This window comes from Allobosea sp. FW305-C-101 (assembly GCF_058783685.1).
Map to the genome: position 1 here is coordinate 210,195 of NZ_JBYSYT010000002.1, position 13,917 is coordinate 224,111.

Here is a 13,917-nt window from a genome sequence, read left to right on the forward strand (position 1 = left end):
CGCACTTGATCGGCCCGCGGGGTGAGCGGCCGGCTCGGGAAGCCGAAGCGGCTCGCATGAGTCGCTTGCCCGCAAGGTCGGATGCCTGCGGCGCAGGCAGCCCGGCGCCGCAGGGCGCCCTTGCGGACGGCCTGAGGTCGACCGAAATCACCACGCCATGACGGCGCGCCTCAGGCTGTCCCGGCCGCCGCGAAGGCTTTTCCGACGATCTGCCGCGCATCCTCCTGGATCGCGGCCAGATGCGCCTCGTCCCGGAAGCTCTCGGCGTAGATCTTGTAGACCTCCTCGGTGCCCGACGGGCGCGCCGCGAACCAGCCATCCGCCGCCGTGACCTTGACGCCGCCGATCGGCGCGCCGTTGCCTGGGGCATGGCTCAGGATCGCGGTGATCGGCTGACCGGCGAGCTCCTTCGTCGCGATCTGCTCGGCCGACAGGTTCTTGAGAACAGCCTTCTGGCTCGCGCTCGCCGGCGCATCGACGCGCGCATAGCGGGGCTCGCCGAGCTCCGCCGTCAGCTTGCCGTAGAGCACGCCGGGGTCGCTGCCGGTCTTCGCGGTGATCTCGGCGGCGAGCAGGCCGAGGATGATGCCGTCCTTGTCGGTCGTCCAGGCAGAGCCATCCATGCGCAGGAAGGAGGCGCCCGCGCTCTCCTCGCCGGCGAAGCCGAAGCTGCCCGAGATCAGCCCGTCGACGAACCACTTGAACCCGACCGGCACCTCGACGAGCTTCCGGCCGAGCTTGGCCGCCGCCCGGTCGATGATCGCGCTCGACACCGCCGTCTTGCCGATCGCGGCATCCGCGCGCCAGCCCGGCCGGTTGGCGAAGAGGTAGGCGCTCGCCGCCGCGAGATAGTGGTTCGGGTTCATCAGCCCGCTGCTGCGCGTCACGATGCCGTGCCGGTCGGCATCGGTATCGTTGGCGAAGGCGACGTCGAAGCGGTCGCGCATGCCGATCAGGCTCGCCATCGCATAAGGCGAGGAGCAGTCCATCCGGATCTTGCCGTCCCAGTCCGCGGTCATGAAGCCGAAGGTGGGATCGACCTCCTTGCTGACGATCGTCGCGTTCAGGCCGTAGCGATCGATGATCGGCTGGTAGTAGTCGAGCCCGGCGCCGCCGAGCGGGTCGATCCCGATCACGACGCCGGCCTGCCGGATCGCCTCCATGTCCACGACGCTGGCGAGGTCCGAGACATAGCCGGTGATGTAGTCGTGCCGGTGGACATGCTCGCTCTTCAGCGCGGTCTCGTAGGGGATGCGCAGAACCCCTGCGAGCTTCTCGGTGAGGAAGGCATTGGCCCGCTTCTCGATCCAGCCGGTCGCGTCGGTATCGGCCGGCCCGCCATGCGGGGGGTTGTATTTCAGGCCGCCATCGGCCGGCGGATTATGCGAGGGCGAGATCACGACGCCATCGGCGAGTCCGGCGGAGCGGCCGCGATTATGCGCGATGATCGCATGCGAGATCACCGGGGTCGGCGTGAAGCCGAGTTTCTCGTCGATGATCGTGGCGACGCCATTGGCCGCGAAGACCTCCAGCACCGTCTCGAAGGCATTGCGCGAGAGCGCATGCGTGTCGATGCCGAGGAAGAGCGGCCCGTCGATGCCCTGCTCGCGGCGATAGAGGCAGAGCGCCTGCGCGATCGCGAGGATATGCGCCTCGTTGAACGAGCGCAGCAGCGCCGAGCCGCGATGGCCGGAGGTGCCGAAGGCGACCTGTTGCGAACGCTGCGCGGGATCGGGTTGCTCGTAATAGGCTTTGGTGAGGGCCGCCACGTCGACGAGTTGGCCGGGCTCGAGCCGCTTGCCGGCCAGGGGACTCACGGAATCGCTCATGTAGGCTCTCGTTCTAGGCACGTCAGGATGCGACATCCCTATAGACGCCGGCATGAACAGAGTTGCAACGGAATGCGACAGTCTCGCGGCACAGGCGAGGATCACGCGCCGGCAGCGCGTTCCTTGGCCGCCCTGTCCTGCATCAGAGCCCGCTCCCTGGCGTTCTGCGTCAGCGCCACCGCGCTGTCGAATGCGTCTGCCGCCTCCCGGTGGCGGCCGAGCTTGGCGAGCAGGTCGCCGCGCACGCCCGGCAGCAGATGATAGCGTTTGAGCGCCGGTTCGCCGGCCAGAGCCTCGACCAAGGCAAGCCCTGCCGCCGGCCCATCCGCCATGCTGACCGCAACGGCGCGGTTGAGTTCCACGACCGGCGACGGCGTCACCTGCCCGAGCACGGTGTAGAGCGCGACGATGCGCTTCCAGTCGGTCTCCTCGGCCGTGCGGGCACGGGCATGGCAGGCCGCCAGCGCCGCCTGCAGCAGATAGGGGCCGGGCGCCGCTCCGGCGAGCCGCTGTGCCTGCTCAAGCGCGGCAAGACCGCGCCCGATCAGCAGGCGGTCCCAGCGGGCGCGGTTCTGGTCGAGCAGCAGGATCGGCTCGCCATCGGCACCGACGCGCGCCCGCAGCCGCGAGGCCTGCAATTCCATCAGGGCGACGAGGCCGTGGACCTCGGGCTCGTCAGGCGCCCGCGCCGCGAGGATGCGCCCAAGCCGCAGCGCCTCCTCGCACAAGGACGGTCTGACCCAGTCCTCGCCGGCGGTGGCCGAATAGCCCTCGTTGAAGATGAGGTAGACGACCTCCAGCACCGAGGCGAGGCGCTGGCCGAGCTCGACGCCGGCCGGCACCTCATAGGGCACCTTGGCCTCGCTCAGCGTCTTCTTGGCGCGCACGATGCGCTGCGCCATCGTCGGTTCCGGCACCAGGAAGGCGCGCGCGATCTCGTCAGTCGTGAGGCCGCCAAGCAGACGCAGCGTCAGCGCGATCCGCGCCTCCTTGGGCAGCACGGGATGACAGGCGGTGAAGATCAGGCGCAGCAGGTCGTCGCCGACCTCGTCATCGAGCGCCTCATCGATATCCGGCATCGCCGGCCTTTCACTGTCGATATCGCGGCCGATCTCGTCCTGCTTGCGCCGGGCCATGATCTCGTGGCGGGCGGTGTCCGCGGCGCGGTGCTTCGCGACCTGCATCAGCCAGGCCGCCGGATTGCGCGGAACGCCCTCTTCGGGCCACTGCTTCAGCGCCGCGACCAATGCGTCCTGCGCCAGTTCCTCGGCCCGGCCGACATCGCGGGTCAGGCGTGCGAGCCCGGCGATCAGCCGGGGCGCCTCCATGCGCCAGACCGTCTCGATGGTGCGGTGTGCATCGCTGCCCGACATGGGAAGCGATACACACCATCAGCCCATCGGCTGGCAAGCGGCGCCTCGGTCGCTCAACCCTGCCCTTCGGACTCGGCCTTGAGCCGGTCCCACTGCGCCGCGGTCTCCGGCGTGACGATCTCGCCGAAATCGGCCAGCTCGAACAACGGCCGGATCTCGATCTCGGACGGGCCGGGCATCGGGTTGGGGCAGCGCTTGACCCAAGCGATCGCCTCGTCGAGCGAGGCACATTCCCACAGCCAGTAGCCGGCGACCAGCTCCTTGGTCTCGGCGAAGGGGCCATCGACGACGGCGCGCTTGGTGCCGTCGAACTGGACGCGCGCGCCCTTCGAGCTGGGGTGGAGGCCGTCGCCGCCCTTCATGATGCCGGCTTTCACCAGCTCCTCATTGTAGGCCATCATCGCCTCGAGCAGCTCCTGGGTCGGCGGCGCGCCGGCTTCGCTGTCCTGGGTCGCCTTGACCATCACCATGAAACGCATCGGTTTTCTCCTTTGAAAGGCGGAAGCACGGCTCGCGCCTGGATTGGATTTCGGGATTTACGTCGTTCAGCCGACAAGCTTCGCTGCGGCGGCCTGGATGCGCTCTTCCTGCTCGCGCAGTTCAGGCGTCAGCGCCTCGCCGAAATCCTCCATCTCGAAGATGCGGCGCAATTCGATCTCGGCGCCGTCGTCGAAGGGCGCGCGCTTCAGCCACTCGACCGCCTCGTCGAAGGACTTCACCTGCCAGATCCAGAAGCCGCAGAGCAGCTCCTTCGTTTCGGCGAAGGGGCCATCCGTGATCGCGCGCTCGCTGCCCGAGAAGCGCATGCGGATACCCTTCGCGCTCGGATGCAGGCCGTCGCCCGCCAGCATGATGCCGGCCTTCACCAGCTCCTCGTTATAGGCCCCCATCCGGGTGAGGAGCTCTTCGCTCGGCATGATGCCGGCTTCGCTGTCCTTGCTCGCCTTGACCAGAACCATCACACGCATCGGTCTTCTCCTTGGGTTTGGGAGAACCGGGCGGCTCCGGCGAAAGCCGCCGAAACCCGTTCTCTGACTGCACGTCGAACGGGCGCGACCGGAATCGACAACGCCGGGAATCTTTTTTTGATTTTTTTGCGAAGCCGCCCACGCGCTCCATCCGGAGCCGAACGCGGGCGGCACCGATCCGGTTCAGGCGCTGCGCGGCAGCGCCTCCAGGAAGCGGGCCGGCTCGCCCTGCGACGGCGTCGTCAACTCGCCCTCCCACATCACCTTAAGCCCACGCACGAAGGTGCCGACCGGCCAGCCGGTGACGGTGACGCCGTCATAGGGCGTCCAGCCGCATTTCGAGGCACTCCACTCCTTGGTGATCGTCTCGCGGCGCTTGAGATCGACGATGGTGAAATCCGCATCGTAGCCGACCGCGATCCGGCCCTTGCCTTCCAGCCCGAAGATGCGCTGCGGGCCTGCGCTGCTGAGATCGACGAAGCGCTCCAGCGTCAGCCTGCCGGCATTCACATGGTCGAGCATGATCGGCACCAGCGTCTGCACGCCCGGCATGCCGGAATGGCTCGCCGGATAGGGATGATGCTTCTCCTCATGCGTATGCGGCGCATGGTCGGAACCGAGCACATCGACGATGCCCTGCTCGACGCCCCACCAGATGCGCTGGCGATGGCTGTCGTCGCGGATCGGCGGGTTCATCTGGGCATAGGTGCCGAGCCGCTCGTAGCAATCCGGCGCCACCAGCGTCAGATGGTTCGGCAGCACCTCGACGGTCGCGACATCCTTGTGGTCTTTCAGGAAGACCATCTCCTCGCCGGTGGAGATATGCAGGATATGGACGCGCGCGCCGGTCTCGCGCGCGATCCGCACCAGTCGCTTGGTGCAGGTCAGCGCCACCTCCGGCGAGCGCCAGACCGGGTGGCTCGACGGATCGCCCTCGACCCGCAGGGGCATGCGCTCGCGCAGCATCATCTCGTCTTCGGAATGGAAGGCGGCGCGGCGGCGCGTGCGCTTCAGGATCTCGGCGACGCCCCTGTCGTCCTCGACCAGCAGATCGCCGGTCGAGGAGCCCATAAAGACCTTGATGCCGGCCGCACCCGGCAGCCGCTCCAGCTCCGGCACATCATTGGCGTTCTCATGCGTGCCGCCGACCCAGAAGGCGAAGTCGCAATGCATGCGGTGGCGCCCGCGCCTGATCTTGTCGGCCAAAGCCTCCGGCGTCGTCGTCTGCGGGATCGTGTTCGGCATCTCGAAGACGCAGGTCACGCCGCCGAGCGCCGCCGAGCGCGAGCCGCTCTCCAGATCTTCCTTGTGGTCGAGCCCCGGCTCGCGGAAATGCACCTGGGAGTCGATCACGCCCGGCAGGATATGCAGACCGGTGCAGTCGACGGTCTCGCCGGCCGAAGCCTGCGAGAGGTCGCCCAGCGCCATGATCTTGCCGCCGGTGACGCCGACATCGCGCGCGACGCGGCCATCCTGGTTCACCACGGTGCCGCCCTTGAGGATCACGTCGTAGGTCTGGGGCATGGCTGTCTCCGGCGGTTGAGTGAAAGACCGATGCAGCCTACCTATCGGCCAACGCGTCGTCCCGGAAGCCCAAACAGTTTTCGGGTGGCGCCAGCGTCTCCTTTTCGGCTGTCGAGACCTCGACCCGAAACCAGAACTGGAACGGCTTTATGTCCGCCACACGATTGATCGATCGCGGCGTCATCCGCGTCAGCGGCGACGACGCGCGCGACTTCCTGCAGAACCTCGTGACCAACGATCTCGATCCGGTCGTGCCCGGACAGGCCGGCTACGGCGCGCTGCTGACGCCGCAAGGCAAGATGATCTGCGATTTCTTCATCCTCGCGCTGGCGCCGGAGGATGGCGGCGGCTTCCTGCTCGACACGCCCCTGCTCCAGACCGCCGACCTGATGAAACGCCTGAAGCTCTACAAGCTCCGCGCCAAGGTGGCGCTTGAAGACCTCACCGAGCAGAGCGCGGTCATCGCCTCCGCCGATGGTGCCCCGCTGCCCGAGGATGCCGGCTTCGTCTATGACGACCCGCGCCTGCCGGCGCTCGGCCAGCGTGCCATCACCGATGCCGACGGCGTCGAAACCCTCGTCACGGCCGAGCCGGACGCCTATCACGCGCGGCGCATCATGCTCGGCGTTCCCGCCGGCGGACGCGACTTCGCCTATGGCGACACCTTCCCACACGAGGCGCTGCTCGACCAACTCGGCGGCGTCTCCTTCAAGAAGGGCTGTTATATCGGGCAGGAGGTCGTTTCCCGCATGCAGCATCGCGGCACGGCCCGCACCCGCGTCGTGCCTGTCGTCTTCGACGAGGGCATCGCGGCCGAAACCGGCGCGGACGCGACCGCCGGCGGCAAGCCGCTCGGCACCATCGGTTCCTCCGCGAACGGCCAGGCTCTCGCCATGCTCCGGCTCGACCGGCTCGCCGATGCGCTCGCCGCAGGCACGGCCCCGCTCGGCGGCGGACTGGCCTTCCATCTCGCGGAGAAGCCGGGCTTCATCCGCTTCCCCTTCCCCGGCGAAACAGGCTTCGGAGCCGCCGCAGGAGCAGCCTTATGAGCGACGCCGTCATCGTCAGCGAGGAGCGCATCGCGATCCAGGGCGCGGACGGCAAGTTCCGCTGCCGCTGGCCGGGCGCCGATCCGCTCTACATCGCCTATCACGACACCGAATGGGGCGTGCCGGAATATGATTCCCGCGCGCTCTGGGAGAAGCTGATACTCGACGGCTTCCAGGCCGGCCTGTCCTGGATCACCATCCTGAGGAAGCGCGACGCCTTCCGCGCCGGCTTCGCCGGTTTCGAGCCGGAGGCGGTCGCCCGCTTCACCGAGGCCGATGTCCAGCGCCTGCTCGCCGACCCCGGCATCATCCGCCACCGCGGCAAGATCGAGGGCACGATCAAGAGCGCGCAGGCCTATCTCAGGATCAGCGAGCGCGAGCCCTTCGCCGATTTCCTCTGGAAGCATCTCGACGGCCGCGTGCTGCAGAACAGCTATCGCACGCAAGGCGAAGTACCGACCCAGACCAAGCTCTCCGAGACCGTCTCGAAGGAACTGAAGAAGGCCGGCTTCACCTTCTGCGGCCCGACCATCGTCTATGCCTTCATGGAGGCCTGCGGGCTGGTCAACGATCACCTGACCGGCTGTTTCCGCTGGAGCGAATGCGCCGCACTCGCCCGCGACTCGCGCCCTGCCGCCTGATGGCCCGCAAGCCCGAACCGCCCCGCGCCTGGCAGCGCATGCTCTCGGGCCGGCGGCTCGACCTGCTCGACCCCTCGCCGCTCGACATCGAGATCGAGGACATCGCCCATGGGCTTGCCCGCGTCGCCCGCTGGAACGGGCAGACGCGCGGCGCCCATTCCTTCTCGGTCGCGCAGCACTCGCTGCTGGTCGAGGCGGTCGCCGCCCATCTCAATCCGGACTGGAGCCGCGGCTGGTGCCTGATGGCGCTGCTGCACGACGCGCCGGAATACGTGATCGGCGACATGATCTCGCCGTTCAAGGTGGTGATGGGGGACGCTTACAAGAGCGTGGAATTGCGCCTGTTGGCGGCGATCCATCTGCGCTTCGGCCTGCCGGCTGCGACGCCCGCCATCCTGAAGCGGAAGATCAAGGAGGCCGATACCATCGCCGCCTTCTTCGAGGCGACGCGCCTCGCGGGCTTCGAACGCGAGGAGGCCCTGAAATTCTTCGGCCGGCCGCAGGCGCTGCCGACCGAAGTTCTGTCCTGGCTCGATCCCCTCGATACCGAGGCGGCGCAGGCGCGCTTCCTTTCGCGCTTCACCGCGCTAGGCGAGGCTGGGCTTACAGGGTCAGGCGCACCGCACTAATCTCGCTGGCGATCGCCTTGAAAACCGGGCTGAGCTGCGAGGCGTTCTTGACGTCGTAATACATCTCCGGCCGGGTCGCGCAGTTCTTCAGCAGGGTCGCATCGCCGTCGATGACGCGGATCGTGTAGAGGTTGATCCCGGCATTCTTGACCCCGGTGCAGGCTAGGCTTGTCCGGGCATCGATATCGTTGCCGTTCGTCGTGAAGCGGTTCTCGGTATTGTCGCCGTCGGTCAGCAGGATCATGTACCTCTTGAGATTCGGCTCCGTGGAAGGTTTGGCCTCCATGAAAGGAGCGGGCGGCGACAGCGTGGCCCAGCCCCAGACCGCCCCGATCGTGACGTTGGTGTTGCCGACCGGCGTCATCGTGTCGACACGGGCGTTCAGCGTCGCCCAGTTGGACGTCAGCGGAAGGACCTCCGCGAGCGAGGTCTGGCCGCACCAGGTCGCGGGATATTGCTGCGCGCTGGCCGCATAGGAGCCCGCATCCGACACGTCGTAGTTCTGGTCGCGGTCAGCGATGCAGCCATGGCTCTGCGCCCAGACGGCCTTGGTTAGCGCCTCGGTGCAGGTCCTCACGCCCTTATTGCTGGTCTTACAGCCTGTGAGTGAAGGATCCGGTTCAGCGACACCGCCCGACGTCTTGCAGTTCGCGCCGTTCTTGTCGCAGGTCATCGTCGCCGATCGCGTCATGCCGTAACGGATCCACTGCTCGTCCTTGAGCCCGCGGTCGATGCGGACCTGGGTGTTGAACGGCACGATCGAGATCTTGATCTGGTCGGCATCGAGCGACGCATCCTTCATGATCTGGATCAGATCCTTGGACGCCTGCTTCAACGCCGTCATCTTGCCCGATGACGACATCGAACCGGTATTGTCGAGCACGAGGGCGAGCTCGATCTTGTTGGTTCCCCAGGTCGACTGGCTGTTGGAAGAGACGGGAATCTGGTCGTTGCCGAGCACGCGGGCAATGGTCGTCGGCACATTGGCATTCGCAGCGATCTTGATCGTTCGCGCCGTCCGGTCGATCGTCACGGTGGCGGCCGAGAACTGGTCTTTCACATCGGCCGGCAGGTTGTCGCGGATCCAGGCGTTGATGCGGGCAGTCACCTGCGCGTCCGTCAGCTTCTGGGCATCGCGTGCCGCCATCAGCGCGGCGGAGTCGATCGCCGAACTGAGTGCCTGGCGGGCATTGCTGGCGCGGGAGTAATCGACGGCGACGCCGACGACGCCCATCAGCGGAACAAGCGCGAGCCCGAACATCATCAGGAAGTTGCCGCGCTGATCCTGCCGGAAGCGCCGCATCATCTCAGGCAGGGAACCGAACGTCATCATGTGCCTCATCCAGGGCCGAATTGCCGCATTCGACCCTGGAAGCGTTGGCGGCGGGAGCTTACGAATTGCTAAAACCGATTTGCGGAAGTCGGGCCTATCTGCACATTTTGAATGGAATCTCTCTGCCGTTACGTCATCCTGCGTTTGCCGCAGCAGAAATACAACCAATAAGTGTATCTATGGTTTCTTGCCCGGAAACGATGCTATTTCCGAAACGGAACAAGTGATCGTCATTTTTTCCGGATTTTGCAAAGCACGATTTCACGGAATGATGGCCTCAACCTGATCGGAGAACCATCCATGTCGGACACCCCCACCCTCGCCCTGCCGGCCGGCGTCGTCGTCAAGGGCGCCCTGCAGCCCGGCTTCGACCAAATCCTTTCCACCGAGGCGCTCGCCTTCGTCGCCGACCTGCACCGTCGCTTCAACGAGACGCGCAAGCGCCTGCTCGCGCTCCGTGCCGAGCGGCAGAAGCGCTTCGACGCCGGCGAGACGCCCGACTTCCTGGCCGAGACCAAGCATATCCGCGAAGGCGACTGGAGCGTCGCGCCGATCCCGGCCGATCTGCTGGATCGCCGCGTCGAGATCACCGGCCCGGTCGACCGCAAGATGATCGTCAACGCGCTGAACTCCGGCGCCAAGGTCTTCATGGCCGATTTCGAGGATGCCTCCTCCCCGGTCTGGGCCAATATGATCGAAGGCCAGATCAACCTCCGCGACCGCTGGGCGAACAGGATCGACTTCACCGATCCGACGAACGGCAAGGACTACAAGCTCAAGGACAAGCCTGCCGTCCTGATCATCCGCCCGCGCGGCTGGCATCTGCCGGAGCGGCACATCATCATCGACGGAGAGGAGGCTTCGGGCTCCCTGGTCGATTTCGGCCTCTATGTCTTCCATAACGCCAAGGCGGCGCTGGCCGCCGGCTCGGGCCCGTATTTCTACCTGCCGAAGCTGGAGAGCCATCTCGAGGCCCGCCTCTGGAACGACGTCTTCGTCGCCGCCCAATCGGCGCTCGGCCTGAAGACCGGCACGATCAAGGCCACCGTCCTGATCGAGACCCTGCCCGCTGCCTTCGAGATGGACGAGATCCTCTACGAACTGCGCGAGCACATGGCCGGCCTGAATTGCGGCCGCTGGGACTACATCTTCTCCTTCATCAAGAAGCTCGCCCGCAACAAGGCCTATGTCCTGCCGGACCGCTCGCAGGTCGTGATGTCCAAGGCTTTCCTGCGCGCCTATTCGCTGCTGCTGATCAAGACCTGCCACAAGCGCGGTGCCTTCGCGATGGGCGGCATGGCGGCACAGATCCCGGTCAAGAACAATCCGGAGGCCAATGCCGCCGCCTTCGCCAAGGTCAAGGCCGACAAGGAGCGCGAGGCCGGCGACGGCCATGACGGCACCTGGGTCGCGCATCCCGACCTCGTCCCGGTCGCGATGGAGGTGTTCGACCGGCTGATGCCGCAGACCAACCAGCTCGACAAGAAGCGCGACGATGTCTCGATCGGCGCGAAGGACCTGCTGGAGGTCCACCAAGGTACGCGCACCGAGGAAGGCTTCCGCGAGAACATCCGCGTCGGCGTCCAGTATATCGAGGCCTGGCTGCGCGGCCGCGGCGCGGTGCCGATCTACAACATGATGGAGGATGCCGCGACCGCCGAGATCAGCCGCGCCCAGATCTGGCAGTTCTGCCAGTACGGCGTCGATCTCGAAGGCGGGATCAAGGCCGATGCCGCGCTGTTCAAGCGCTGCCTGCCGGAAGAGATGGAGCGCGTGAAGGGCGAGCTCGGCGCGGAGAACTATGCCAAGGGCCGCTTCCCCGAGGCGATCGCGCTGTTCGAGACGCTCTCGCTGGCGCCGAACTTCGAGGACTTCCTCACCGTTCCCGCCTACGCCAAGCTGAACTGAACCAGGTCGGATCGATGCTCCGAAGGGCGCCGCGGTATCGCGGCGCCCTTTTCATTTGCACGGCTCAGTGTAGATGCCACCAGACCCGCGCGCCGATGAGAATGGCGAGCAGGACGACCGACCCGAACAGATGCAGCAGGTCGGCCTTCCAGCCGCCGGCCGATGTCCGGGGAACGGATCGGTAGATCGCTTCCCTGCGGCGGCGATAGGTCCCGATTGCGGTCATGAAAACCTCCATCCGGTTCGTGGCGGGCGCAGCCGCGCCCGCTCTGGATTCAAAGCCTGCGGGCTGCCGCCACGCCGTTGCCCGTTGGCTTCGTCGCCATGCCGACAAGCGGATGCGGCAGATCCTCGATGGCGTCGCAAAGCAGGGGCACGCATTCCGGGCGCGGAGGCGCGAGCGGCGCGCGGCAGGCAGCGCCAACCTCCGGATGCAGCATCGACAGCGCGAGCTTGATCAGGACCGGATCAGGCTCGCGCGCGAGCAAATCGAGCAGCGGAACCAGCCGCCGCTGCAGGATCTGCGCCTGCCCGTAGAATTCGGAGCGAGCCGCGCTGTCCAGCCGCGCCAGCCAATGCGGCGCGAGATTGCCGACGCTGGTGATCGCCCCGCAGCCGCCCGCGAGCAGATAGGAAGGAATCGTCTCGGCCGCGCCGGTCAGGCGCATGAAACGGCGGTCGCGCGCGCGGGCGATCCGGTCGCAGCGGACCAGATCGCCCCGCCGCTCGAGGATGCCGACGATGTTCGGCGCCCCTTCCAGCATCTGCAGCGTCTCCAGCGCGATCTCGACGCCGCAGCGATCCGGGTCGTTGTCGAGGATGATCTCGAGCCCGGTCGCCTGCGCCGCCGCCAGCGCATGAGCCGCGAGCCCGGCCTGCGTCGGCCGGTTGTAATAGGGCATGCGCAACAGCAGGGCCGAGGCGCCGGCCTTCTCAGCGGCGGCGATCTCGGCGACGGTCCCGGCAGTCGAATAGCTGCCGACGGCGGCGATCACCGGGTAATGCCGGCCGGCGATACGACGGGCGGCGGCACAAAGCGCCTCCCGCTCCGCGCCACTCAGCGTCGGGCTCTCTCCCGTGGCGGTGCCGACCACGATGCCGTCGGCGCCCTGCGCGATCTGCCAGAGAATGAGGCGTTCCAGCGCGCCATAGTCGATCCCGTCCTCGTCGAAAGGCGTGACCAGCGCGGTGAACATGCCGTGAAGCCAGTGGTTCATGGCATGGCCTCAGAGCAGCGAGAGCGTCTTGGCGGTCACCCGGACCGCGCGCGCCCGGTGTCCGGTCTCGAACACGGCATAGCGGAGCGCGGCACTGCGATCGCAGAAAATGCCGCCGCCACGCCCATGCGTCTCGACGGCGAGCCAATGGCCTTCCGCATCGCGCCCGACCAGGAACTGGAGCGGGCCGCCGAAGGATTTGCGAGGGATACTGAACATCATCCTGTTTCCCGAACGGCCTTCAAGGGCCGCCCGGACAAGCTAGGGGCCGCGCCATAGGCGTTCGAGACGACGCAAGGGGCGATACCATCAAGATTCCATAGGGATCGCGCGCCACGCGCTTTGACATCCAGCAGCCGGACGGGCTCAATCCGCGCCCCTCCTTCCGGATTCGCCCGATGCGGTACCGCCTCTTCGCCACCCTCGTCGCAACCAGCCTGCTGGGCGCCTCTATCGCTCAAGCCGCAACGCTCGCACCGGAGCAGCGCTTCAGAACGCTCGGGGATTTCTCCGCGAAGAAGGCGGGCAAGCCGGCGCGCGATGTCAGCGGCCTCGCCTGCATGCCGGCGGCCAACGGCACGCAGCGCTGCCTGCTGATCAATGACGAAGGCTCCTTCGCGCAATTCGCCCGCATCGCCGAGAATCGCATCACCCCGGATGCGACCATGCCCATCATCGGCGCGGATGCCTCGCCCGATACGCTCGGCCAGCCGCCGCAAGGCATCTGCAAGATGCCCGGCCGCTTCGCCGAGCTCGATGGCGAGGCCGTCGCCTATGCCGACGGCGCCTTCTACATCGCCGGTTCGCATGGCTGCTCGCGCAAGAAGGGCGAGTTCCGCCTCTCCTCCTTCCACCTCGCCCGGATCAAGGTCGATGCGGAAGGCTCGCCCGCAGGCAAGGTCGAGCTCACCTACCGCCTGAGCGACATGCTGCGCGCCGCCGGCTCGGCCGCGCCCTTCTTCGGCCGGGGCCTGATGGACGATAACGGCCTGAACATCGAAGGCATCGCGGTCGTCGGCGACACGCTCTGGGCCGGCCTGCGCGCGCCTTCGCTCGGCAATCGCGGCTTCCTCGTCGGCGCCTCGCTCAAGGCCCTGTTCGCGCCGGGCCATGCACCGGCGACGGAGGCGCCGCGCGTCTTCGAACTAGCGGCCGGCAGCAACCGTGGCATCCGCGACCTCGCGCCCCTGCCTGACGGCCGCCTGCTCGCCCTGCTCGGCCCGGCACAGGAACAGGCCCTGCCCTATTCCCTGATGCTGATCGACCCCGCCAGGCCCGATGTCTCAACCTCTCTGGGCGATCTGCCCGGCCGCGGCGGCGACAAGGCCGAATCCCTGACCGTCCTGGGGCAAGACGCCAAGGGCCTCGCGGTCCTCGTCGGCTATGACGGCCCGAAGAACGGCCATTTCGAATCCTACCGCCTGCCGCTTGGACCGCGCTGACCCC

The 13,917-nt window shown here is 67.0% G+C and carries 14 protein-coding genes; 5 read left to right on the top strand and 9 right to left on the bottom strand.

The window, feature by feature from the left end:
- Nucleotides 1-170: 170 nt before the first annotated feature.
- The 5 genes from pgm to AC3WMA_RS08505 all read right to left on the bottom strand — a co-directional run bounded on the left by pgm (nucleotide 171) and on the right by AC3WMA_RS08505 (nucleotide 5,694).
- A complete protein-coding gene (gene pgm, locus AC3WMA_RS08485) occupies nucleotides 171-1,829 on the bottom strand; it encodes a phosphoglucomutase (alpha-D-glucose-1,6-bisphosphate-dependent) (RefSeq protein ID WP_492284961.1) in 1,659 nt (552 codons plus the stop codon).
- 101 nt (nucleotides 1,830-1,930) lie between these two features.
- On the bottom strand, nucleotides 1,931-3,202 hold the full coding sequence (locus tag AC3WMA_RS08490; RefSeq protein ID WP_492284962.1) for an RNA polymerase sigma factor: 1,272 nt from the start codon (nucleotides 3,200-3,202) through the stop codon (nucleotides 1,931-1,933).
- A gap of 53 nt (nucleotides 3,203-3,255) precedes the next feature.
- Nucleotides 3,256-3,681 (bottom strand): YciI family protein, encoded by a 426-nt coding sequence (locus tag AC3WMA_RS08495; protein WP_492284963.1) that lies wholly within the window; start codon nucleotides 3,679-3,681, stop codon nucleotides 3,256-3,258.
- 66 nt (nucleotides 3,682-3,747) lie between these two features.
- Nucleotides 3,748-4,170: a YciI family protein gene (locus tag AC3WMA_RS08500; protein ID WP_492284964.1), complete on the bottom strand. Its 423-nt coding sequence runs from the start codon at nucleotides 4,168-4,170 to the stop codon at nucleotides 3,748-3,750.
- Between the two features lie 183 nt (nucleotides 4,171-4,353).
- The gene (locus AC3WMA_RS08505) at nucleotides 4,354-5,694 is read right to left on the bottom strand and encodes a dihydroorotase (RefSeq protein WP_492284965.1); all 1,341 of its coding nucleotides are present in this window, start codon (nucleotides 5,692-5,694) and stop codon (nucleotides 4,354-4,356) included.
- 149 nt (nucleotides 5,695-5,843) lie between these two features.
- Here AC3WMA_RS08505 and ygfZ point away from each other — a divergent pair, with 149 nt between their 5' ends.
- Genes ygfZ through AC3WMA_RS08520 form a run of 3 tightly spaced genes read left to right on the top strand, consistent with a single transcriptional unit; the run spans nucleotide 5,844 to nucleotide 8,013 of the window.
- Entirely contained in the window at nucleotides 5,844-6,743 is a 900-nt protein-coding gene (gene ygfZ / locus AC3WMA_RS08510; protein ID WP_492284966.1) for a CAF17-like 4Fe-4S cluster assembly/insertion protein YgfZ, read from the top strand.
- On the top strand, nucleotides 6,740-7,384 hold the full coding sequence (locus AC3WMA_RS08515; protein ID WP_492284967.1) for a DNA-3-methyladenine glycosylase I: 645 nt from the start codon (nucleotides 6,740-6,742) through the stop codon (nucleotides 7,382-7,384). The genes ygfZ and AC3WMA_RS08515 overlap by 4 nt, the downstream gene beginning before the upstream one ends.
- Entirely contained in the window at nucleotides 7,384-8,013 is a 630-nt protein-coding gene (locus AC3WMA_RS08520) for a YfbR-like 5'-deoxynucleotidase (protein WP_492286075.1), read from the top strand. The genes AC3WMA_RS08515 and AC3WMA_RS08520 overlap by 1 nt, the downstream gene beginning before the upstream one ends.
- Here the strand turns inward: AC3WMA_RS08520 and AC3WMA_RS08525 are convergent.
- Nucleotides 7,988-9,346 (bottom strand): TadE/TadG family type IV pilus assembly protein, encoded by a 1,359-nt coding sequence (locus tag AC3WMA_RS08525; RefSeq protein WP_492284968.1) that lies wholly within the window; start codon nucleotides 9,344-9,346, stop codon nucleotides 7,988-7,990. The two genes, AC3WMA_RS08520 and AC3WMA_RS08525, sit on opposite strands and share 26 nt — an antisense overlap.
- A gap of 300 nt (nucleotides 9,347-9,646) precedes the next feature.
- On the opposite strand from AC3WMA_RS08525, the gene aceB reads away from it, so the two are divergent.
- Nucleotides 9,647-11,254: a malate synthase A gene (gene aceB, locus AC3WMA_RS08530; protein WP_492284969.1), complete on the top strand. Its 1,608-nt coding sequence runs from the start codon at nucleotides 9,647-9,649 to the stop codon at nucleotides 11,252-11,254.
- Nucleotides 11,255-11,318: 64 nt separating this feature from the next.
- On the opposite strand, the gene AC3WMA_RS08535 is transcribed toward aceB, so the two are convergent.
- From AC3WMA_RS08535 to AC3WMA_RS08545, 3 genes are read right to left on the bottom strand one after another with little or no spacing between them, the layout of a single operon-like run.
- Nucleotides 11,319-11,480 carry a hypothetical protein gene (locus tag AC3WMA_RS08535; protein ID WP_377840414.1) on the bottom strand — a complete coding sequence of 54 codons (162 nt, stop codon included), beginning with the start codon at nucleotides 11,478-11,480 and terminating at the stop codon, nucleotides 11,319-11,321.
- A gap of 49 nt (nucleotides 11,481-11,529) precedes the next feature.
- The gene (locus AC3WMA_RS08540) at nucleotides 11,530-12,471 is read right to left on the bottom strand and encodes a dihydrodipicolinate synthase family protein (RefSeq protein WP_492284970.1); all 942 of its coding nucleotides are present in this window, start codon (nucleotides 12,469-12,471) and stop codon (nucleotides 11,530-11,532) included.
- A gap of 9 nt (nucleotides 12,472-12,480) precedes the next feature.
- Entirely contained in the window at nucleotides 12,481-12,690 is a 210-nt protein-coding gene (locus tag AC3WMA_RS08545) for a hypothetical protein (RefSeq protein WP_257731202.1), read from the bottom strand.
- Between the two features lie 179 nt (nucleotides 12,691-12,869).
- On the opposite strand from AC3WMA_RS08545, the gene AC3WMA_RS08550 reads away from it, so the two are divergent.
- Entirely contained in the window at nucleotides 12,870-13,913 is a 1,044-nt protein-coding gene (locus AC3WMA_RS08550) for a DUF3616 domain-containing protein (RefSeq protein ID WP_492284971.1), read from the top strand.
- The last annotated feature ends 4 nt before the right edge of the window (nucleotides 13,914-13,917 follow it).